The sequence below is a fragment of the Falsiroseomonas sp. HC035 genome (genome assembly GCF_050563525.1).
Lineage (GTDB): Bacteria > Pseudomonadota > Alphaproteobacteria > Acetobacterales > Acetobacteraceae > Falsiroseomonas.
Genome location: NZ_JBNXUN010000011.1, coordinates 1 through 20,923 on the forward strand (window position 1 = coordinate 1; position 20,923 = coordinate 20,923).

At 69.4% G+C, this 20,923-nt stretch carries 21 protein-coding genes and 1 pseudogene; 10 read left to right on the forward strand and 12 right to left on the reverse strand.

What is annotated here, in order from left to right; translation table 11 throughout:
• Positions 1–383: 383 nt before the first annotated feature.
• The 4 genes and pseudogenes from ACLF3G_RS20495 to ACLF3G_RS20510 form a co-directional block, all read right to left on the reverse strand.
• On the reverse strand, positions 384–878 hold the full coding sequence (locus ACLF3G_RS20495; protein WP_430671265.1) for a hypothetical protein: 495 nt from the start codon (positions 876–878) through the stop codon (positions 384–386).
• Positions 879–1,156: 278 nt separating this feature from the next.
• Positions 1,157–2,518 carry a hypothetical protein gene (locus ACLF3G_RS20500; RefSeq protein ID WP_430671416.1) on the reverse strand — a complete coding sequence of 454 codons (1,362 nt, stop codon included), beginning with the start codon at positions 2,516–2,518 and terminating at the stop codon, positions 1,157–1,159.
• Positions 2,519–2,742: 224 nt separating this feature from the next.
• Positions 2,743–2,856 (reverse strand): annotated as a pseudogene (locus ACLF3G_RS20505) (magnesium chelatase domain-containing protein); the annotation flags it as partial.
• Between the two features lie 31 nt (positions 2,857–2,887).
• On the reverse strand, positions 2,888–3,919 hold the full coding sequence (locus ACLF3G_RS20510; RefSeq protein ID WP_430671266.1) for a histone deacetylase family protein: 1,032 nt from the start codon (positions 3,917–3,919) through the stop codon (positions 2,888–2,890).
• Between the two features lie 87 nt (positions 3,920–4,006).
• Between ACLF3G_RS20510 and ACLF3G_RS20515 the strand changes: the two genes are divergently transcribed.
• The 6 genes from ACLF3G_RS20515 to ACLF3G_RS20540 are packed head-to-tail and all read left to right on the forward strand — an operon-like array spanning position 4,007 to position 11,554.
• Positions 4,007–5,596 (forward strand): ABC transporter substrate-binding protein, encoded by a 1,590-nt coding sequence (locus tag ACLF3G_RS20515; RefSeq protein ID WP_430671267.1) that lies wholly within the window; start codon positions 4,007–4,009, stop codon positions 5,594–5,596.
• The gene (locus ACLF3G_RS20520; protein WP_430671268.1) at positions 5,596–6,582 is read left to right on the forward strand and encodes an ABC transporter permease; all 987 of its coding nucleotides are present in this window, start codon (positions 5,596–5,598) and stop codon (positions 6,580–6,582) included. Before ACLF3G_RS20515 ends, ACLF3G_RS20520 begins: the two co-directional genes overlap by 1 nt.
• The gene (locus ACLF3G_RS20525; protein ID WP_430671269.1) at positions 6,579–7,427 is read left to right on the forward strand and encodes an ABC transporter permease; all 849 of its coding nucleotides are present in this window, start codon (positions 6,579–6,581) and stop codon (positions 7,425–7,427) included. Before ACLF3G_RS20520 ends, ACLF3G_RS20525 begins: the two co-directional genes overlap by 4 nt.
• Complete coding sequence (locus tag ACLF3G_RS20530) at positions 7,424–9,025, forward strand: ABC transporter ATP-binding protein (protein ID WP_430671270.1); 1,602 nt, start codon at positions 7,424–7,426, stop codon at positions 9,023–9,025. Before ACLF3G_RS20525 ends, ACLF3G_RS20530 begins: the two co-directional genes overlap by 4 nt.
• A gap of 7 nt (positions 9,026–9,032) precedes the next feature.
• Entirely contained in the window at positions 9,033–10,319 is a 1,287-nt protein-coding gene (locus tag ACLF3G_RS20535) for an ArgE/DapE family deacylase (RefSeq protein WP_430671271.1), read from the forward strand.
• On the forward strand, positions 10,316–11,554 hold the full coding sequence (locus ACLF3G_RS20540; RefSeq protein ID WP_430671272.1) for a M20 family metallo-hydrolase: 1,239 nt from the start codon (positions 10,316–10,318) through the stop codon (positions 11,552–11,554). Before ACLF3G_RS20535 ends, ACLF3G_RS20540 begins: the two co-directional genes overlap by 4 nt.
• Here ACLF3G_RS20540 and ACLF3G_RS20545 read toward each other — a convergent pair.
• Positions 11,551–12,330, reverse strand: a complete 780-nt coding sequence (locus ACLF3G_RS20545; RefSeq protein WP_430671273.1) for an alpha/beta fold hydrolase — start codon at positions 12,328–12,330, stop codon at positions 11,551–11,553. The two genes, ACLF3G_RS20540 and ACLF3G_RS20545, sit on opposite strands and share 4 nt — an antisense overlap.
• An 80-nt stretch (positions 12,331–12,410) precedes the next feature.
• Here ACLF3G_RS20545 and ACLF3G_RS20550 point away from each other — a divergent pair, with 80 nt between their 5' ends.
• Positions 12,411–13,913 carry a M81 family metallopeptidase gene (locus tag ACLF3G_RS20550; RefSeq protein ID WP_430671274.1) on the forward strand — a complete coding sequence of 501 codons (1,503 nt, stop codon included), beginning with the start codon at positions 12,411–12,413 and terminating at the stop codon, positions 13,911–13,913.
• 69 nt (positions 13,914–13,982) lie between these two features.
• On the forward strand, positions 13,983–14,471 hold the full coding sequence (locus ACLF3G_RS20555) for a GNAT family N-acetyltransferase (RefSeq protein ID WP_430671275.1): 489 nt from the start codon (positions 13,983–13,985) through the stop codon (positions 14,469–14,471).
• On the opposite strand, the gene ACLF3G_RS20560 is transcribed toward ACLF3G_RS20555, so the two are convergent.
• From ACLF3G_RS20560 to ACLF3G_RS20580, 5 genes are all read right to left on the reverse strand, one after another.
• Positions 14,461–15,381, reverse strand: a complete 921-nt coding sequence (locus ACLF3G_RS20560; RefSeq protein ID WP_430671276.1) for a sugar kinase — start codon at positions 15,379–15,381, stop codon at positions 14,461–14,463. The genes ACLF3G_RS20555 and ACLF3G_RS20560 overlap by 11 nt on opposite strands.
• Positions 15,381–16,010: a bifunctional 4-hydroxy-2-oxoglutarate aldolase/2-dehydro-3-deoxy-phosphogluconate aldolase gene (locus tag ACLF3G_RS20565; RefSeq protein WP_430671277.1), complete on the reverse strand. Its 630-nt coding sequence runs from the start codon at positions 16,008–16,010 to the stop codon at positions 15,381–15,383. Before ACLF3G_RS20565 ends, ACLF3G_RS20560 begins: the two co-directional genes overlap by 1 nt.
• A gap of 49 nt (positions 16,011–16,059) precedes the next feature.
• Positions 16,060–16,899 carry a MurR/RpiR family transcriptional regulator gene (locus ACLF3G_RS20570; protein WP_430671278.1) on the reverse strand — a complete coding sequence of 280 codons (840 nt, stop codon included), beginning with the start codon at positions 16,897–16,899 and terminating at the stop codon, positions 16,060–16,062.
• 1 nt (position 16,900) lies between these two features.
• Positions 16,901–17,203: a hypothetical protein gene (locus ACLF3G_RS20575; RefSeq protein ID WP_430671279.1), complete on the reverse strand. Its 303-nt coding sequence runs from the start codon at positions 17,201–17,203 to the stop codon at positions 16,901–16,903.
• 86 nt (positions 17,204–17,289) lie between these two features.
• Positions 17,290–17,718: a DUF3429 domain-containing protein gene (locus tag ACLF3G_RS20580; RefSeq protein ID WP_430671280.1), complete on the reverse strand. Its 429-nt coding sequence runs from the start codon at positions 17,716–17,718 to the stop codon at positions 17,290–17,292.
• A gap of 122 nt (positions 17,719–17,840) precedes the next feature.
• On the opposite strand from ACLF3G_RS20580, the gene ACLF3G_RS20585 reads away from it, so the two are divergent.
• Positions 17,841–19,142, forward strand: a complete 1,302-nt coding sequence (locus ACLF3G_RS20585) for a hemolysin family protein (RefSeq protein WP_430671281.1) — start codon at positions 17,841–17,843, stop codon at positions 19,140–19,142.
• 40 nt (positions 19,143–19,182) lie between these two features.
• Here ACLF3G_RS20585 and gpt read toward each other — a convergent pair whose 3' ends face one another.
• Positions 19,183–19,671, reverse strand: a complete 489-nt coding sequence (gene gpt, locus ACLF3G_RS20590; protein WP_430671282.1) for a xanthine phosphoribosyltransferase — start codon at positions 19,669–19,671, stop codon at positions 19,183–19,185.
• Positions 19,672–19,685: 14 nt separating this feature from the next.
• Positions 19,686–20,024 (reverse strand): tRNA-binding protein, encoded by a 339-nt coding sequence (locus tag ACLF3G_RS20595; protein WP_430671283.1) that lies wholly within the window; start codon positions 20,022–20,024, stop codon positions 19,686–19,688.
• A gap of 101 nt (positions 20,025–20,125) precedes the next feature.
• On the opposite strand from ACLF3G_RS20595, the gene ACLF3G_RS20600 reads away from it, so the two are divergent.
• Complete coding sequence (locus ACLF3G_RS20600; RefSeq protein WP_430671284.1) at positions 20,126–20,887, forward strand: SDR family NAD(P)-dependent oxidoreductase; 762 nt, start codon at positions 20,126–20,128, stop codon at positions 20,885–20,887.
• Positions 20,888–20,923 lie beyond the last annotated feature (36 nt).

Sequence of the window (20,923 nt, forward strand, 5' to 3'; positions counted from 1 at the left end):
AGACTGCGACCGCCGCTTGCATGCCTACCAGTTCCGACCTCGCCAGTACCGCCGCCGAGACCTCTCGTGATCCTGGCGTCGCTGTTGCGGACCCAGCATTTGCTGCCTGGATGCTGACGCCATCGGTCCGCGCGTTCACCCAGGGAGCGGCGAGAGGGGATGCTTGACCGTCGCGAGGGGACATCTCTGCCAACGCGGCACCTGACTACACGTCAGTCTGAAGCACGCGGTCCCGGATGCGCGATGCGGTTGCGACACCCACGCCGCCGACCCGCGTCGCTGCCCTTAGTCCAGGGCGTTGCCCTCGGTCATCTGGCCGGGGAACTCGCGGGGGTATTGGTGGACCAGCGCCGGTAGCGTAGCTCCCGCCTCTAGCTCTAGCTCTAGCGCTTCCACTTCCGCTTTGCGGCATTCTCACGCCGCAGCAAGCGCGCGATGAGATTATCTGGCACCCTGCGTTGATGCTCGTCCAGCAGATGGCCCGGACCTTGCTCGCGGATGTATTGCTCAACTGTCACCTCGATTTCCTTGTCAGGAGTTTGGATGTCGGTGATGGGGGCCAGTGCTCGACGCGCCTCGTCGCCCAAAGCCACGATGGCAGCGAACAGCAGGCCCTCTGCGCCCAGCCGGGCCTCTTTGGCCATCTGCGGGATGTCGGCGGAAAGGTGGCGGGCACAGCGTTCGCCCTGGCAAGTTCCCGGCATCCCGGCAACTGCGCGCTGCTCCTGGGGGTCGTCGCGAATTTGCAGCAGGTGGCTGCCGACGGCGGTCCCACCGTTGATGGCGCCCTCCCACCAGGGCTGGCGCCGCTTCTCTCGGTCGAACAGGTGGCGCCACAGCGCCGCTGAGGCGGCGTCGAAGTCGGGAAGGTCTGCCATCTCTATAGGGTTCCATTGCAGCGTTCATTATCGTGGCTTGTTCAGCCAGACACGGTTTTCCCATGTCAGCCGCGAGTCATAGTCGGTGCTGTACGCGGATGCCGGGGATGCCAAGGATGTCGGGGACGCCGGGAAGGTGTCCCCTTCCCAACACCCGCCGAGACTAGGATCGGCCCCGCCCTGTCGCAGCAGCGGCTCGTGAACCTCGTGCCAGGGCTCTGGGCTGCCTTGGTCGAGATCATGAAGGTCGGGGAGCTGGTAGAAGTTAGATGCACGGGTCACGGCAGTGGCTCCCGATCCGGTTCCCCGACCCGCCGGTCGAGGTCCCTCTTGTCTGACTCGTAGGTCAGCAATGCCCGTGCAAGTGAAGCGGCGCGGACGTGCGGCCAGTTTTCGTTGCGCTTCTTGCGATACATCTCGACGGCCCGCTCAAGCGGAGGGACGAGGACGATCGGCTCCCGGACCTTCCGCCACTGCTCGCTCGACAGCCACAGCAGCAGGCCCGGACACGGCTTCTTTGCGACCCGCAAGTCGTGAAGCGTGGGTTGGTTAAGTTCGTGGAGACGAAGCAGCCGAGACGCGCTGCCGACCTTCGCTACAGCCGCTTCCCACGCGGCCCACGTTGCCCCGTGGTCTTGGTCCTTGACGGGCCAGATGTGCGCCTTGCATGCCTTCACATAGGCTGCCCGGCTGTCCTCCGGCGGCGCTGGTAGTTGTGCTGGTGGTTGGGACGCAAGATGCGGCCGAAGGGGCTGTGGCTCCTCCCCTGCGGGTTCTGGCGGGTTGGCCCGGCGCGACATGTCCGCCACCGCCGCCAGGATTACTGTCAGGGACGGTGCGCCTGCGACATCACGCGTTGCCTCATCAGCCTCCTCCTGAGCTTCTTCGTCGCGAAGGTGGGCATCGAGACGCCCCTCCCACGCTGCCGCGTCGGCTGCTCGCTTCCGCGCCAGGAAGTCGGGATCGTGTTCTTGATCTTCGAGGTCGCGCATCGGCCGTCGTAAATTAGATACTTTTTCAAACTGCGGCTCAGACCTGATCTGACTAGACTCTGTGACAGAGGGGTTCGTGCCTGCCTCAACAATGACACTGGAACTACAACGCGTTGTCGGCGGCTTCTGCTGCAAAATCTGCGGTGGTTCTTGAGACTTTGGTTGACGATCGGGCGTCCCGAGCGGCGGTGTGCCTCCTCCGTAGCGGGCGGCTCGGTAGGCGTTTCGAGCCGCGCGTGCCGGGTTGGTCCGCCGCTGGTTCGAGAGGCACACGCCCCAGGCAGCGGCCAGTGCGTCGCCTTGCCAGTCGAGGTGAATACGCCCGGCGTCGTCGCGAAGGAGGAAGCGTCGCCCCCACAGGAGGGGGGCGATCTCCTCGACCCACAGGAGGAGGTCGGAAACCCCAGCGGCTTCCGTGAGGATTTCCTCGTCGTCGTCGAAAGTGCAGCCGGGCTCGTGCAGGCGGCGGTTGTGCAGGCTCACTACCGCCAGTGCAACCGCCGGGCTTACCCGCCTAAGGGCACGGAAACGCGGGCTATCGAGTGCCCTGACCTCCATCCAGGCATAGTCGTAGCGGTGCATGTCGGCGTCGGCCGGAACGGGGGAGGGAGGAGTCGAAGGGGTGGAGAACACGAAGTTGAGAGGCATTGCGCGGGTCTCCCGCTGGTGCCGCCTTCGCGAACGCGTGACCGCTTGAAGTCAGGTTGCGCTTGACGGCATGCAAGGCCATCACATACTCGGTGCTTGCCGACTACCGAGTGTGAGGCCCCCGTTCGCGAAAGCGGCGGGGGTTTCGCCGTTTCAGGGTTTGGCTGCCATTTAGGACTGGAAGCGAGGCTCATTCGCTCATGTGCTGGTTTCCCGTCAGAAACCAGCCCCGCAATGAGGAAGGCAGGCAGGCCCGGCGCGATCTGCACCTGGACCTCGACGGGCAGCGCCTCGATGCCGGAAAACGCGAAAGTCTGGACTCGGGCGATCGTGCTCACGAACCCAAGGTTGATTCATTCCACCATTAAATCAACCATTCCAGCCGCCGAGGAAGCGCACCAGCAGCGTGCCCAGCAGGTCCACGTTGTAGCCACCTTCCTGCACGATGGCCGAAGGCAGGCCGGCCGCCGAGATCATCGCCCCGGCGCGCGCGAAGCCGTCCTCGGTGACGGACAGGAAGTTCAGCGGCTCGTGCTCGCTGGCATCGAAGCCGAGCGACACCACCAGCGCCTCCGCGCCAAACTGGCGGATGGCGGCGAGGCCCGTCTCGATGGCTGCCAGCCACGGCGCGTCGCCGCTGCCCTGCGCCAGCGGCAGGTTCAGGTTGCAGCCGAGGCCGGCGCCGCCGCCCCGTTCGCCGGCATGGCCGACATACCAGGGGTAGTAGCCGCTGGGATCGCCGTGCACCGAAACGGTCAGTACGTCCGGTCGATCCCAGAAGATGCCCTGGGTGCCGTTGCCGTGGTGGCTGTCGATGTCCAGCACCGCGACGCGCGCCGCCCCGGCGCGGCGCAGCGCCTCCACCGCGATGGCGCCGTTGTTCAGGTAGCAATGGCCGCCGGCACGCGCCGCGTAGGTGTGGTGGCCGGGCGGGCGGCACAGCGCATAGGCGGTGCGGCCGGCGGCGGCTTCCTCGGCGGCGGCCAGCGCGCAGGCGGCAGCGCCGATCGAGGCTTCCCAGGTTCCAGGCCCGATGGGGCAGCCGGCGTCGGCCGTGTACCAGCCGACGCGGGCGATGAGGCCGGTGGGCACCGGTGCGCCCTGCGCCATCATCTCCGGCGTCGGGTGGATGTTGGCGACGATTTCCGGCCCCGGGTTGGGCAATGCCATCCATTCGGCATGGGCGTCGCGCAGGAAGTCCAGAAACGGCGCGGGATGCACAGCCTCCAGCGCCGCGCGCGGGGCAGCAGTCGGCGTTGCCGGGACCAGGCCGAGGCGGGACAGCCCCTCGGCGAGGGAGGCGGCGCGGCCGGGCACTTCGAAGTTGGAACGGACCTGTCCGCGCTGCAAAAAGAAGCGCGGGCTGTGCAGTTCCTGGGCAGGATGGGCGAAGGTTTTCATGGCCCGGACGGTAGGGGCGTGAATGCCGCCTTGTCCATGCGGCCCGCAGGGGGTTAGCGTTTGCGTCCGACAAGGGGCTTCCAAAAAATGAACATGACGCGCCGCGGCCTGCTGGCCGCCTCCGCCGCCACACCCGTTCTGATGCGCGTGGCGGATGCCCACGCCCAGGGCGTCGCGCCGCGCCGCCGCGGCACGCTGACCAGCATTCTGCAGCCGGAGCCGCCGGTGCTGCAGATCGGGGTGAACAACCAGGGGCCCACGCTGATCGCGGCGAGCAAGATCTTCCAAGGGCTGCTGAAGTTCAGCCCGACGCTGGAGCCGATGCCGGAGCTTGCGGAAAGCTGGACGCTGTCCGACGACAAGCTGACCTACACCTTCAAGCTGCGCAGCAACGTGAAGTTCCACGACGGCCGCCCGATGACGGCGGAGGACGTGATCTTCTCCGTCATGAAGTTCCACCCGGAAGTGGCGCCCCGCGCGCGGGCCATCTTCGGCCGCATCGACAAGGCGGAGGCGCCGGATGCGCACACCGTCGCGCTGACGCTGAAGGCCCCCTTCGAGCCTTTCCTGCTGATGTTTGACGTCACCGCCTGCGCCATCGTGCCGAAGCACCTGTTCGACGGGCAGGACTATCGCACGGCGCCTGCGGTGCAGCGGCCGATCGGCACCGGGCCATTCAAGTTCGCGGAGTGGCAGCGCGGTAACTTCATCCGGCTGGAGCGCTTCGAGGACTACTGGAAGCCCGGCCAGCCCTACCTCGACGCCATCATCTACCGCATCGTGCCTGACAGCCAATCCCGCCGCCTGGCGTTGGAAACCGGCCAGGTGATGATGACGGCGGCCGGTGACATCGAGCCGTTCGACGTGCCGGCGATGCGCGCGCGGCCGAACCTGGAAGTGCGCACGGATGGCTGGGAATACTTCTCCCCGCTATCGTGGATCGAGACCAACCATCGCGTCCCGGCGCTGGCGGATGTGCGGGTGCGGCAGGCGATCTCGCGCGCCGTGAACCGCGACTTCATCGCGCAGCGGCTATGGTTCGGCGTCGGCAAGCCGGCGACGAATCCGGTGGCCAGCACGACGCGCTTCCATGATCCGAACGCGAAGCTGGCCGGCTTCGATCCGCGCGCCGCGATGCAGCTTCTGGACGCCGCCGGCCTGCGGCCGAACGCGCAGGGCGTGCGCACCACGCTGAAGCACCTGGTGCTGCCCTATGGCGAGGTGTGGACGCGGCTTGCGGAGTACCTGCGGCAGTCGCTGCGGCAGGTCGGCATCAACCTGGAGCTGGAAAGCACCGATGCCGGGTCCTGGGCGCGGCGTATCGGCGCCTGGGAGTACGAGACCTCGATCAACTTCGTCTACCAGTTCGGCGACCCGACGCTGGGGGTGGAGCGCACCTATGTCTCGACCAACATCCAGAAGGTTACCTTCACCAATACCGGCGGCTATTCCAACCCGCGCGTCGACGCGCTGTTCGCCACGGCACGGGATGCGCAGACCGCCGAGGAACGGCGCGTGGCGTTCAGCGAGGTGCAGAAGATCCTGGTCGAGGAAGTGCCGCAGATCTGGCTGATGGAAATGGCTTTCCCGACGATCCACGACAAGAAGGTGCAGGGTCCGGTGAAGCTGGGCACCGGCGTGCATGGCAGCTACGACGACGTGTTCCTGACCGCCTGATGCAGGCCTCGCACCTGCCGGGCTTCCTGCTGCGGCGGGGCGTGAAGGCGGTGATGGTCGTGCTGGCCATCATCGTCTGCAACTTCTTCCTGATCCACGCCGCACCCGGCGACCCGGCCTCCGTCATTGCCGGGCAGTCGGGCGCGGCGGATGAGCGGTTCATCCAGCAATTGCGCGCGCAGTTCGGCTTGGACGAACCGCTGCTGGTGCAGCTTTGGATCTACGTGAAGGGCGTGCTGTCCTTCGATCTCGGCTTCTCGCACCGGCAGCAGGTGGCGGTCTCGACGCTGATCCTGGAACGGCTGCCGGCGACACTTCTGCTGACCGGAGCGGCCTTCATCTTCGCGGTCGGGCTCGGCGTCACGCTCGGGACCCTGGCGGCGCAGCGCGTCGGGCGCTGGGCCGACAGCCTGATCACCGTGCTGGCGCTCACCTTCTACGCCACGCCGATCTTCTGGGTCGGACTGATGCTGGTGCTGGTGTTCTCGGTCTGGCTGGAATGGCTGCCGAGCTTCGGCATGATGCCGGTGGGCGGCAACATCACGGGCATTGCCGCGGTGCTGGACGTGGCGAAGCACCTGCTGCTGCCGGCGCTGACGCTCGGGCTGTTCTACATGGCCGTCTATGCGCGGCTGACGCGGGCGACGATGCTGGAAGTCGCGGACCAGGATTTCGTCAAGACGGCGCGCGCCAAGGGCGTGCCGGAAGGCCAGGTGATCCGCCGCCACGTGCTGCGCAACGCGCTGCTGCCCGTCATCACCTTCGCCGGCATCCAGGCGGGCCAGCTCATCGGCGGGTCGATCCTGGTGGAGACGGTGTTCGCCTGGCCAGGCATCGGGCGCCTGGCCTTCGAGGCGCTGCTGGCGCGGGACTATCCGGTGCTGATGGGCGTGTTCTTCGCGACTTCCGTCATGGTGGTGCTGTTCAACCTGGTGACGGATCTGCTGTATGCCGTCATCGATCCGCGCGTGGAGGTCAGCGGATGATGGATTTTTGGCGGCGTTATGCCCGCAACTACGGCGCTGTGGTCGGGCTGGTGATCCTGCTGCTGGTCTTCGCCATTGCGGTCGGCGCGCCGCTGATCTACCCGGACAGCCCGTGGGACATGGTGGCCGCACCCTTCATGCCGCCGGGCGAGATGGACATGCTGCTGGGCTCCGACAGCCTCGGCCGCGACGTCGCCGCCGGCATCGCGCATGGCGCGCGCATCTCGTTGATGGTTGGCGCGGTCTCCACCGTGGTGGCGCTGGCGGTCGGCGTCTCGCTCGGCGCCATCGCCGGCTATCTCGGCGGCATCGCCGACGACGTGGTGATGCGCTTCACCGAGTTCTTCCAGACCATCCCGAGCTTCGTGCTGGCCATCCTGCTGGTCGCCATCTTCACGCCGACCATCGGCAGCGTGGTCTTCGCCATCGCCGTCGTCTCCTGGCCCCCCGTCGCGCGGGTGGTGCGGGCGGAGTTCCTGTCGCTGCGGTCGCGGGAATTCGTGCAGGCGGCGGAGGTGCTGGGCAAGTCGCGGCTGTTGATCGTGGTCGGGGACATCCTGCCCAACGCGCTGTCCCCGATCATCGTGCTGTCGTCGCTGATGGTGGCGAACGCCATCCTGCTGGAATCGGCGCTGAGCTTCCTTGGCCTGGGCGACCCGAACCTGATGACCTGGGGCTTCCTGATCGGCTCCGGCCGCAGCGTGATCCGGCTGGCCTGGTGGATGAGCGTGTTTCCCGGCGTCGCCATCTTCCTCACCGTGCTGGCGCTGAACCTGGTGGGGGAGGGGCTGTCGGACGCGCTGAACCCGCGCCTCGCCCGTAAGCGTGGAGTTGCGCCCGCATGAGCCTGCTGCGGGTCGAGGGCCTGACCGTCGCGCTGCCGTCCGGCGCGGACCGGGCGCATGCGGTCACCGACATCTCGTTGCATGTCGACGCCGGCGAGATCCTGTGCGTCGTCGGCGAATCCGGTTCCGGCAAATCCATCACCGCCAATGCCGTGATGGGCCTGCTGCCGCCCGGGCTGCCGCGCCGCGCCGGGCGCATCTGGCTGGGCGAGACGGAGCTTACGGCGCAGTCGCCGGAACAGCTGCGCGAATTGCGCGGCAGCCGCATGGCGATGATCTTCCAGGAACCGATGACGGCGCTGAACCCGCTCATGCGGGTCGGCGACCAGATCGCGGAAGCGCTGGCGGTGCATGGCGAGGGTCGCCGCGCACGGGACCGCGTGCCGGAACTGTTGGCCGCCGTGAACCTGCCCGACCCTGCGGCGCTGGCGCAGGCCTATCCGTTCCGCCTCTCGGGCGGCCAGCGCCAGCGCGTGATGATCGCCATGGCGCTGGCGCTGGAGCCCGCGCTGCTGATCGCGGATGAGCCGACGACAGCGCTGGATGTCACGACGCAGATGCAGATCCTGCGCCTGATCCGGGAAATCCAGTCGCGGCGCGGCATGGGCGTGATGTTCATCACCCATGACTTCGGCGTGGTGGCGGAAGTCGCCGACCGCGTCGCAGTGATGCAGCTCGGCCGCATCGTGGAACAGGGACCGGCGGCGGAGATCCTGAACCAGCCGCAGCACCCCTACACCCAGGCACTGATTGCCGCCGTGCCGCATGGCGCACCTGCCGCGCGACCGGCCGTTGGCGGCACCGTGGTGCTGGAAGGCAGGGGCGTGTCCAAAACCTACAGCCGCGGCGGCTGGTTCAGCGCCAAGACGACGGTACGCGCGGTGCACGACGCGGATTTCGTGCTGCACCAGGGCGAGACGCTTGGCCTGGTCGGCGAATCCGGCAGCGGCAAATCCACCCTCGCGCGCTGCGTTGTAGACTTGGTGCATCCCGAGGCAGGGCAGATGTTGTTCCACGGGCAGGATCTGCGGCCACTGTCGCGCGCCGCCCGCAAGCCCTTCCGCAAGCGCATCCAGATGGTGTTCCAGGACCCGTATGCTTCGCTTAACCCGCGCCGCAAGGTGGGGGAGATCATCGCCGAAGGCCCCATCACCCATGGCACGCCGCGCGCCGCCGCGATGGACCGCTCGCGGGATCTGCTGCGTCTGGTCCAGCTCGATGCCGGCGCGATGGACCGCTTTCCGCATGAATTCAGCGGCGGGCAGCGCCAACGCATCGGCATCGCGCGTGCGCTGGCAATGGAACCGGAACTGCTGATCGCGGATGAGCCGGTTTCCGCGCTGGATGTGTCCGTGCAGGCGCAGGTGCTGGAGTTGTTGGCGGATATCCGCCGCCGGCTCGGCCTGACCATGCTGTTCATCACGCACGACCTGCGCGTCGCCGCGCAGATCTGCGACCGCATCGCCGTCATGCAGCGCGGCGCGATCGTGGAGATGGGACCGACCGGGGAGGTATTCGGCGCACCGGCCCACGCCTATACAAGGCAGCTTCTGGACAGCATCCCCGGAAGGGGCTGGACTCCGCCGACCATTTCGTGAGGTCCGCATGAAGCTCGACACCGGCGCCCGCCGCGCCATCCTGGAGGCCTGCGATTCGCTGCGCGCGGAAGGCGAGCAGGCGCTGATGCGACTGGTGCGCTGCCCCTCCACGCTTGGCAACGAACAGTCGGCGCTGAACGAGATGGCCCGGGTGTATGAGAGCCTTGGCCTCGCGCCCGTACGCGTGCCGACCGACCCCACCGCGCTTGCCGGTCATCCCGGCTTCTCGCCGCCGTTGATCGGCTACGAAGGCCGCGACAACGTGGTGGCGACGCATCGGCCGCGCGCGACGAAGGGCCGCAGCTTGGCCCTCCAAGGCCATGTCGACGTGGTGCCGGAAGGCGCCGAGGATGAATGGACCACGCCGCCCTACGAGCCTGCCATCCGCGGCGGCCGCATGTATGGCCGCGGCGCCGGCGACATGAAGGCCGGCATCATGAGCTACGTCACCGCCTTCCGCGCCCTGAAGCTGGCCGGCTTGCAGCCGGCGGCGGAGGTGCAGATGCAGTCGGTGATCGAGGAGGAATGCACCGGCAATGGGGCGCTGGCCGCGATGCTCGCGATGCCGAAGGCCGATGCCGTCATCATCCCCGAACCCGGCCCCGGGCTGCCGGCGCTGTACACGGCAGAGGTCGGCGTGATCTGGGCCTGGGTCACCGTAACCGGCCGACCGGCGCATGTGCGGGACAAGCAGGCGGGCGTGAACGCGGTGGAAGCCGCCATGTCCATCTGGACGCGCTTCGAGGCCTATGAGCGCGAGATGAACCGCGGCGAGGTGATCCACCCGAGCTTCCGCGGCGTGAATCACCCGGTGAACGTCAACCTTGGCACCTTCACCGGTGGCGAGTGGAATTCTTCGGTGCCCACACGCGCCACGCTCGGCCTGCGCGTCGGCGTGATGATGGGCAACACCGCCGCCAGCGTGCGCGCCGACATCGAGCGTATCACGGAGGAAGCGCGTGGCGATCCGGCGATGAAGGGCGCCAAGGTCAGGCTGGAGTTCAAGGGGTTCATGGCCGACCCCTGCGTCTTCGACCTGTCCGCCGAAATCGTGCAGGACTCCATGCGCAACTTCGCCGACCTCACCGGCAACGAGCTTCGCAAGTACCCCGCCACCGGCCTGACCGATGGCCGCTTCTTCGCGCTGTACCAGGGCACGCCCGTCGCCTGCTTCGGGCCGGACGCGCAGGATATCCACGGCATCGACGAGAGCGTCGGCATGGACAGCATGCACGACATCACCCGGACCATCGCGATCACCATGGCCGAATGGTGTGGAGTCGAATCCGCATGAGCACCAACTTCCGACCGTCCGGCGTGCGGCTGTGGGACAGCCTGATGGAATACGCCCGCATCGGCGCCACGGCGAAGGGCGGCAACAACCGGCAGACGCTGACGGACCTGGATTCCGAGGCGCGAGCGCTGCTGCAACGCCAGGCGGAAGCGGCCGGCGCGACGCTGACACTCGACCGGGTCGGCAACATGGTGCTGACGCGCCCAGGGCGCGATCCTGGGCGGAAACCTGTCGCCATCGGCAGCCACCTGGATACCCAGCCGACTGGCGGCAAGTTCGATGGCGTGCTCGGCGTGCTGGCCGGCCTTGAGATCCTGCGCGCGCTGGATGAGGCGGGGATCGAGACGGAGGCGCCGATTGCGCTGGTCAACTGGACCAATGAGGAAGGCGCTCGATTCTCCCCGCCCATGATGGGCAGCGGCGCCGCCATGGGCATCTTCCCCGAGACCGAGGTGCTGGCGAAGACCGACAGCGCCGGCGCGACCTTCGGCGCCGAACTCTCGCGAATTGGCTGGGCCGGCGCGGCCGATCCGGCGGCTCTCCAGGATCTCGAAGCTTATTTCGAGGTGCATATCGAACAGGGCCCGGTACTGGAGAAGCTCGGCCTCGACCTCGGCATCGTCACCCACGCGCTGGCGCAGCACTGGTTCGAGGTGACGGTCACCGGTGAAGAGGCGCATGGCGGCAGCGCCATGGCCGGCCGCCGCGATGCGATGATGGGCGCGGCGGAGATGATGCTGGCGATCGAGCGCGCCGCGTTGTCCGCCGGCGCACGCGCGACGGTCGGCCGCCTGACCGTGCATCCGGACAGCCGCAACGTCGTGCCGGGCCGCATCTGGTTCAGCCTGGATACAAGGCACGACGACGAGCACAAGCTGGCGGCGCTCGCCGAGTTCCTGCGCGCGGAGGCCGCTGCCATCGGCACGCGGCGCGGCATCGCCATCGCCGTGGAGGATTTCTGGATCTCACCCGCCACGCCCTTCGATGCCGCGTTGGTGACGCGACTGCGGGAGGCGGCGGTGGCGCGCGGCACGAAGTTCCAGGAGATGCCGACGGCGATCGGCCACGACGCCGTCTATTGCGCGCGCCGCGTGCCGAGCGTGATGGTGTTCGTGCCCTGCCATGGCGGCATGAGCCACAACGAGGCGGAATCGATCACACCGGAATGGGCGGAGGCCGGGCTGCTGGTGCTGGCGGATGCGGTGCTGGCCACTGCCGGCATCGCGAAGGGCTAGCGCAGGAAGTCCAGCACCGCCGCGTTGAACGCCTCCGGCTGCTCCCACTGCGCCGCATGTCCGCATTCTGACAGGATGCGCAGGGTGCTGCCGGGAATCGCCCGGGCGAAGTCCCGGAACACCGGCGGCGGCGCCCACAAATCCGCATCGCCGCCGATCAGCAGCACCGGCATCGCCAGCCGCCCAAGCGCCGCGCGGTCCAGGCGGTTGCGGCAGGGCTGGACCACTTTCGGGCCGGGGATCGCGGCATGTTCCAGCGCCAGCCAGCGCGCCACGCCCTCCGGCTCGGCGGCGCGATAGGCCGGGCCCAGCTCGCGGAAATCCGCCGGCATGGCGGCGAAGCCCGGCGGCCGCAGGGCGGTGCTGCGTGCGACATGGTCCGCATCCTCCAGCCCCATATGGGTGCAGGCCAGCACCAGCCGGCTGACCCGCTTTGGATGTGACAGCGCGAAATCCAGCGCCACGATCGCCCCCTGCGCGCAGCCCACCAGATGCGCCCGCGACACGCCGAGATGATCCAGCATCTCCGCCAGATCATCTACCGCGAAGCCGGGTTCCCCCGTCGCAGGCGAATCCATGTGACCACGCCGGGAATAGCCGATGACGCGATAGCCCGCCGCCGCCAGCACGTCACGCTGATGGTCCCAGACGGCGTGGCTGCCGGTGCCCGGATGAAGCAACACCAGCGCCGTGCCGTCGCCGCCCGTGTCCCAATAGGCCATCGGTGCGCCGCCGATCATGGCCTGGCGGAGTGGTGGCGGGTTGGCGTCGGGCATGGCGGGATTCTCCTGCGGCAGAGTCTTCGCATGGCCGCGCCTGCCTGCCACCCTCGCGCGGCAACACGGAGCGGACATTGATGCGCATCGCCATCGGCGGCTTTCTGCATGAAAGCCATTCCTTTGCGCCGATCCCAACGCGCTGGGCGGATTTCCTCGCACCCGGCGGCTGGCCCGCTGTGCAGCGCCCGGCGACGCTGCTGGACACGCTGCGGCCTTCCGCCGTGCCCGCCGCCGGCGCCATTCGCGTGGCGGAACAGGCGGGCGTGGCGCTGGCGCCACTGTCCTGGGGTTTTGCGAATCCAGCCGGGCCGGTCACCGCGGAGGCCTTCGAGCGGCTGGCCGCGCTGATCTTCCACGACCTCCAGGCAGCCCTCGACGAAGGCCCGCTGGACGGCCTGTATCTCGACCTGCACGGCGCCATGGTGGCGGAGCACTTCCCGGATGCGGAAGGCGAGTTGCTGCGCCGCGCGCGGGCGATCCTCGGCCCGGACGTGCCGATCACCGCCAGCCTTGATCCGCACTGCAACCTGACAGCGGCGATGGTGCAGCACGCCGATGCGCTGGCGCCCTTCCGCACCTATCCGCATGTCGACATGAAGGAAGCCGGCGGCCGCGCGATGCAGCTTCTGTTCGACCGCATCGCCCTCGGCCGGCCCTTCGCCAAGGCGTTCCGCCAGCTCGACTACCTGATCCCCATCACCGGCCAATGCACCCTGGTGCCGCCGATGGCCGATGCGATGGCGGCGCGTGCGGAGATTTCGGCGCGGAGCGGTGCCGCCGAACTCGGCCTGTGCTTCGGCTTCCCCTATGCCGATTTCGCCGACTGCGGCGCGGCCATCTGCGCCTTCGCCGCGGACCAGGCCACAGCCGATGCCGCTGCCGATGCGATGATCGCGGACCTGGCGGCACGCGAAGCCGCCTTCGCGCCCGACATCCACGAGGCGGCGGCCGGCGTCGCCAAGGCGATCGGCCTTGCGCGCCTGGCGCAGCGCCCCATCGTGCTGGCGGATACGCAGGACAATCCTGGCGGCGGCGGTCATGGCGACACCACGGGGCTGCTGGCGGAACTCATCCGGCAGAAGGCGGAGGGCGCCGTGCTGGCGCTGATCAACGACGCCGAGAGCGCACGCGCCTGCCACGCGGCCGGGGAGGGGGCGGAGGTGACGCTGTCCCTCGGCGGCAAGTCGGATGGCGCGCCGCTCGCCGTGGTGGCGCGGGTGCTGAAGCTGACGGATGGCCGGTTCACCTGCACCGGCCCGATGGCCGGCGGCAACCAGGCCGACCTCGGCCCAACCGCGCTCATCGCCCCGCAGCCGGGCGTTCGCGTCATCGTGACCTCGCGCAAGATGCAGGCCTATGACCAGGCGCTGTTCCGCCATGTCGGGGTCGAGCCGGCCGAGCAGCGCATCCTCGCGCTGAAGTCGAGCGTGCATTTCCGCGCGGATTTCCAGCCGATCGCGGAGGCCGTGCTGGTCGTCGCGGCGCCAGGGCCGGTGGTGGCGGACCCGGCGACGCTGCCCTTCACGCGGCTCCGCCCGGGCCTGCGGCTACGCCCGGGGGACAATCGCCGGACCGACTGATCTCCGGCCCTGGCGCGCGGCGCAGTTCCCGCTTATCTGCGGAATCTCACTGGCCGAGGCATTCGAGACTTGCTCCGACCCAGCCGCACCGATCGCCCGGCGTCGCCGGTGCCGCTCCGCGTGGAGCGCATCGTCGCGCTGCCCGACGGTTTCGAGGATTTGGCGGCCGATGCAACGGCCGCCGGGCACCGGATGCTGGACGTGCTGCGGGAGGATTGGCACGCCGGCACGCTGCGCTTCGATGGCTGGGGCGAGGCTCTGTTCGCCGCCCATGTCGGCCAGGCGCTGGTGGGCGTCTGCGGGCTGACGCGGGATCCCTACCTGTCGAAGGACCGGGTGGGACGGGTGCGGCGGCTGTATGTGCGGCGCGCAGCGAGGCGAGCCGGCGCGGGACGCGCGCTGGTGGAAGCGGTGGCGGCGCAGGCCCTGGGCTGCGGCTATCCGCGCCTGCGGGTCCGGGCACCGGTTTCGGCCTTCGCCTTCTACGAAGCCTGCGGGTTCCTTCGCGCTGTGGGCGAGCCTGCCGCCACCCACTCCCGGCCCCTGGTCACCGGCTGAGCAGGTCCCGCACCGCGGCCTCGCGCGGGATGGGCGCGACGGCGCCGTAGCCAAGTGTGGACAAGGCCGCGGCGGCGTTGGCGTAGCGCGCGGCGTCGGTTACGGCATCGCCTGCGGCAAGCCTGGCCAGCAGCGAACCCGCAAAAGTATCGCCCGCGCCGGTCGCGTCCACGGCCTGCACCACGAAACCCGGGATGTGCTGGCGGCCATCCCGCGTCGCCACCAGCACCCCCTCCGCCCCCAGCTTCAGCAACACCAGCGGGCAGAGCCGGAGGTAGAAATCCGCGATCGCCTGCGGCTGGTCCAGCCCGGTCAGCGCCTTCGCATCGTCGAAGGACGGGAAGGCGATATCCGCCATCGCCACGGCCGCGTGGATGCAGGCCGCCGCGCGCGCCAGCGGCCACAGGCGTAGGCGCAGGTTGGTGTCGAGGGACACGTTCACGCCGGCCTGCCGCGCCACGGCGATGGCGTGGAACGCCGCATCGCAGGCGCTGTCGGAAATGCCGAGGCTGATGCCGGACAGGTGCAGGAATCGGGCCTGGCGGATCGCCGGCTCCGGCACGTCGCGCGGGGCCATGCGGCTGGCGGCGCTGCCGCGGCGATAGAAGGTGAAGTCGTGGCCCTGCGGGCCGTGGCTGACGAAGTAGATGCCGGTCGGCGCATCCGGGTCGGTGCGGACGCGGCCGGCGTCGACGCCTTCCGCCGCCCACAGGTCGCGAAAACTCTGGCCGGGGCGGTCATCGCCGAGATGCGCCAGCATGCCCACCTTGGCGCCGCTGCGGGCGGCGGCGATGGCGGCGTTGGAGGCGTCGCCGCCATGGCCTTCCAGGTACAGGCTGCGCCCATCCGGCGTCGTCGGCTGCTGGTTGTACTCCAGCATCGGCTCGCCGAGGCAGAGGATGTCCGCCATCAGGCTTGCTGCTGGCCGAGCGCGTCGCGCGCTGCGGCCTCCACCGCCGCCCGGTCGCCGCGGGCCAGCAGCGCCTCGTCCACCAGCCGGCCGCCCATGCCGACGAAGGCGGCGCCGGCGGCCATGTAGTCCGGCGCGGTGCGGGCATCGACGCCGCCGGTCGGGCAGAAGGCGACCTGCGGGAACACCGAGCGCAGCGCCTTGATATGCGCCGGGCCGCCCGCGGAATTCGCCGGGAAGATCTTCACCACATCGGCACCAGCGGCCAGCGCGGCGCGGACTTCGGTGGGCGTCAGCGCACCGAGCATGGCAATGGCCTCCGCCGCATGCGCGGCATCCGCGACCTCCGCATCGACCCAGGGCGCGACCAGGAACCGCGCGCCGGCGGCGAGGCAGGCTTCCGCCGTGGCGCGGTCCGGCACCGTGCCGGCGCCGACCAGCAAAGCCGGGTCGCTGGACAGGTCGCGGATCAGCGCGGTGGCGTCGGGCACCGTCATGGTGATCTCGAACACCGTCATGCCGGCGCCGCGCAACCACTCGACGGCGCGGGCAGCGAGGGCTGCGCTGCTGGTGCGGACCACCGGGATGATGCGGGCCTGGCGCAGGACGGGCAGCAGGGCATGGGTCACGGCGGTCACTCCCGGGGATGGCGCCCGCTTCGCGCGGCTCGTCATATCCTCATAGCGGGCGACGGGGGCTTTGCCATCCTGCGGCGCCGTCCGCCTGCATCAGCGCCGCCCGCTCCCGCGCCGCCGGCGAGGCCATCAGGCTGACAGCCAGCGCCAGGGCTTCGGCCAGCGCCACCAGCATCAGGTGGCGGATCATCGGCCCGGCCAGACCTGCCTCCTCGCCATGTGCGAAACCCAGGCCAATCGTCCCCATGGCCAGCAGTGGCGAGCCGGCCGGCGCCAGCGCGATGAGCGGCGCGCCGGCGAAGGCCGCCGCCTCCGCGGCGTGCCAGGGCTCGCGCTGGGCGGACAGGCAGACCACCACGGTCCCGGCTTCCAGCCCGGCGGCCGCCATCGCCTGCATCCGCGCCTCGCCCCGTGCAACGACGCCGCGGCAGAGCCCGAACAGCCGCCAGGCCGTCGCCTCCGCGAGCGGCGCGGCCTCCGCGAACCCCCAGATCTCGACCTGCCGGGCGGCGAGCAGGCGGCGCGCGGCGTCCTCGAGCGCCCTGTGGTCCAACCCGTCGCGCAGCGCCGCAAGCCCCGCGATGGTGGCATCGCAGCCGGTGCGCGCGGCGTCCGCCACCGCCATGCCGGCGGTGACAACGCGCGCGGGTGCCGGCGCGGCGCTGTGTTCCGCGCGCGCCAGTTCCAGGCGCAGTTCGGAAAAACCGCCGAGCCCCAGGGCCCGGCAGAAGCGGATCACCGTCGGCTCCGAAACCCTGGCGGCCTTGGCGACGGCTGCAAGGTTCATCCGCGTCACGGCATCAGGGTCGGCCGCGACGAGGGCCGCCACCTTCTGCTCGGCCGGGCTCAGCCGGCCCTGTAGCGACGCGAGGCGGTTCCGCAACTCAGGCGTCGCAGGTCACGCGGTCCATCGCCGCCGAGGTCTGTTGCAACCGCTGTGCGGCCTGGTGCGCCAGGGCGTTGTCCTCTGCCACCTCGAAAAGGCGGTCCTGAAGCCCCTGGGCGCTTTCGCCGAGGCCCTGCATGGCGCTGCCGAGTTGCGTCAGTTCGGCGCGGAAGGCGGCGACGGCCTGGCGCTGTTCCTCCAGCGCCGCATCCAGGTTGCGCAGCGCGATGCGCAGGCGGCGCTCGTTGGAGTTGGGGAAGGCCACGATGGCGGCGCCGTGCTGCTGTTCATCTTCCGGCATTGAATGCCTCCACCATGGGATTAGGTTGCTGCAACCTTAACAAATCCCAGAAATGAAACAAGTGGATTCGCACGTCGCCCGTCATTTCAACCCCTGGCTACCCATGCGCCGATGCCGAGGCAGCAAGCCGCCCCTGCCGAGAGCAGCCAGCGCAACTTCAGGTAGTCCCGTGGCACCAGGCCGCGCCGGGCCGCCAGAGTCTCCACCGCCGCGGTGGCGAGGATCGCCACAGCCAACACGGCCAGCCCCTGGCGCACCGGCAGCAGGAGGGCCGCGAAGCCGACCAGGGAAGGCACGACCCCGAGGCCCAGCCGCGCGACATTGGCCCGAGACGGGCCGGCCAGCGCCAGGCCCCAATGCACGGCGCCGAGGAAGGCGAGGATGGTGGCGCCATAGGCCGCCAGCGCCGGGCCGGCCTGCGGGACGCCGAAACCGACCAGGGCCGCCAGGCCAAGGAAGGGCAGCAGGCCGGCCGCGCCGAGGAGGGCGGCGGGGAGGGGGAGGGTCGGATTCATACCGTCGATGTGCGTCGGCTTCGTGCCAGGGGAAGGGTTGCCCGCGGTTTTCCCCAGCAATCGGTTTCCTCGGGCACCTGACGCCGCTACATCCGCGCCGGATATCCCGGAGTTTGCGAAAGATGGCGATCGGCCTGGAGATTCTGCTGATCCTGCTGCTGGTCCTGCTGAACGGCGTCTTCGCGATGAGCGAACTGGCGATCGTCTCCGCGCGCCGGGCGCGGTTGCAGGCGCTGCAGCGCCGCGGCCGTCCGGGGGCCGCCGCGGCGATGGCCCTGGCCGACGACCCGCAGCGCTTCCTGCCCACCGTTCAGGTCGGCATCACCATGGTCGGCGTGCTGGCCGGCGCCTTCGGCGGCGCCCGCCTTGCCGCGACCCTGGCGCCCTGGCTCGCCGAGATCCCGCTGATCGGCGCCGCGGCCAACGAGGTCGCCTTCACCCTGGTGGTGGTGCTGATCACCTATCTCAGCCTGATCCTCGGCGAACTGGTGCCGAAGCAGCTGGCGCTGCGCAATCCGGAGATGGTGGCCGTTGTCGTCTCCCGTCCCCTGGCGATGCTGGCGCAGGCCACCGCGCCCGTCATCTGGTTGCTGTCCTCCTCCTCCGCCCTCGTGCTGCGCCTGTTCGGCAAGCACGATGTCAGCCGCAACCAGGTGACGGAGGAGGAGGTGAAGGCGGTGGTGGCGGAGGGTGCGACCTCCGGCGCGATCGAGACCGAGGAACGCCATATGATCGAGCGCGTGCTGCGGCTCGCCGACAAACCGGTGCGCGCACTGATGACGCCGCGGAACGAGCTCGAATGGCTGGACCGCACCGCGCCGCCGGAGGACGTGGCCGCCCGCCTGCGTGGATCTTCCGTCACCCGCTTCGTCGTCTCGGACGGCCGGGTGGACAATGTGGTTGGCGTGGTCGCGGCCAAGGACCTGCTGGACCAGCTGCTGGAAGGCGCGCCGATGTCGGTGGCGCGCGCCATGCGGCAGGCCACGGTGCTGCCGGATACGCTGAGCGCCCTGGATGCGCTGGAGCGCCTGCGCGGCGACCCGATCGGCATGGCTCTGGTGATGGACGAGTATGGCAGCTTCGAGGGGGTGGTCACCGCCTCCGACCTGCTGGAGGCGATCGTCGGCGAGTTGGGCGCCCCGCCGGCCGACCATGGGGCCAATGCCGTGGTGCGCCATGATGGCAGCCTGCTGCTGGAGGGGATGATGCCCTCCGACGAGTTGAAGGCGCGGCTGGACCTGCCGGACCTGCCGCAGGAAGGCACCTATCACACCGTCGCCGGCCTCATGCTCGCGCTGTTGCAGCGCGTGCCGAAGGAAGGCGACCGGATTTCCTGGGCCGGCTGGCGCTTCGAGATCATCGACATGGACGGCCGCCGGGTCGACAAGGTGCTGGTGGCGCGGGAGGAGATACCCTCGTTTTGACTGGGACCCTCTCCTCCCAAGCGGGAGGAGAGGGCTCTATCTACTTTCCGTTCGCGTGCACCTTGGAAATCGGCGCGATGAATTGTGGCTCCGTGTCCCAGGGGAACAGGATCCAGGTGTCCTGGCTCACCTCGGTGATGAAGGTGTCCACCGTCGGCTTGCCGTGCGGCTTGGCATAAACAGTCGCGAAATGCGCCTTGGGCAGCATGGCGCGGACCAGGCGGGCGGTGGTGCCGGTATCGACCAGGTCGTCGATCAGCAGCCAGCCCTCGCCCTGGCTTTCCAGCGCGGCGGCGGGTGGCTTCACGACCTGGGGCTCGCCGCGGTGTTCCTCGTCATAGGTCACCACGGACACTGTCTCAATCAGCCGGCAATCCAGCTCGCGGGCGATGATGGCGGAGGGGATCAGCCCGCCGCGGGTGATCGCGACCATGCCCGTCCAGGGGCCGCGTTCCACCAGCCGCCAGGCGAGCGCCTTGGCGTCCCGGTGCAGCTGGTCCCAGGTCACGGTGTAGTAGCGCGGCGCCATCTCGTCTTTTTCCCTCAGAACATCCGGCCGCCGTCCGGCACCTTGATGTCCGGCTTCAGCAGCACGACCGCACCATTCTCATCCGGCACGCCCAGCACCAGCACCTGGCTTTCGAACCCCGCGATCCGGCGCGGCGGGAAGTTCACCACTGCCATCACCTGCCGCCCGATCAGGCGGTCCGGCGTATAGTGGACGGTGAGCTGCGCGGAGGAGGTCTTCACCCCAAGCCCGTCGTCGAACTGTACCCAGAGCTGGATGGCCGGCTTGCGCGCCTCCGGGAAGGGCTGCGCGTCGATGATGGTGCCGACACGGATGTCGACCTGGTCGAAGTCGGCATATTCGATCTGGTCCATGCGATGTCCTACCCCGCGCCGCGGCGCGGCGGAAGCCACCCTCTTGCACGATCCCGCGGCCCGGCGCATGGCGGTGAACCTCCTGCCGGAGGACACACGCCATGCTGCCTACCACCCCCACCTTCCGCCTGGACGGGCTGCGCGCCCTGGTCACCGGCGCCAGCAAGGGCATCGGCCAGGCCGGCGCCGTGGCGCTGGCCGCGGCAGGTGCCGAGGTCGTGCTCGCTGCCCGCACGATTGAGGAGCTGGAGGAAACCGCGACCGCGCTCGGCGAAGCCGGCCACGCCGCCCGCGCCGCGCAGCTCGACGTGACGGACCGCGATGCGGTGCGCGCCCTGGTCGAGGCCTCCGGCCCCTTCGACATCCTGCTGAACAACGCCGGCACCAACATCCGCCAGCCCTTCCTCGAGGTCGAGGATGCGGCGCTGGACCGGCTGCTGGACCTCAACATCCGGGCGATGTTCACGGTCGCCCAGGCGGTGGCGAAGGGGATGGTGGAGGGCGGGAGAGGCGGCGCCATCATCAACATGTCCTCCGTCAACGGCCATGTCGCCGGCGCCAACCGCACCGTCTACACCGCGACCAAGCACGCGGTGGAGGGCATGACCAAGGCCATGGCCTATGAACTCGGCCCGCAGGGCATCCGGGTGAACGCCATCGCGCCCGGCTTCGTCGAGACGCCGCTGACGCGCGGCCTGCTGTCGGATGAGAAGGTGCGGGCGAGCCAGGTGCGCCGCATGCCACTTGGCCGCATCATGACGGTGGAGGATATCATGGGCGCCATCGTCTTCCTGGCCGCGCCGGTCAGCCGCATGGTCACCGGCACCTCGCTGGTCATCGATGGCGGTTTCCTGACCCAGTAGCGACCTTTCGGCGGCCTGGGCGGGTTGCACCCGGCC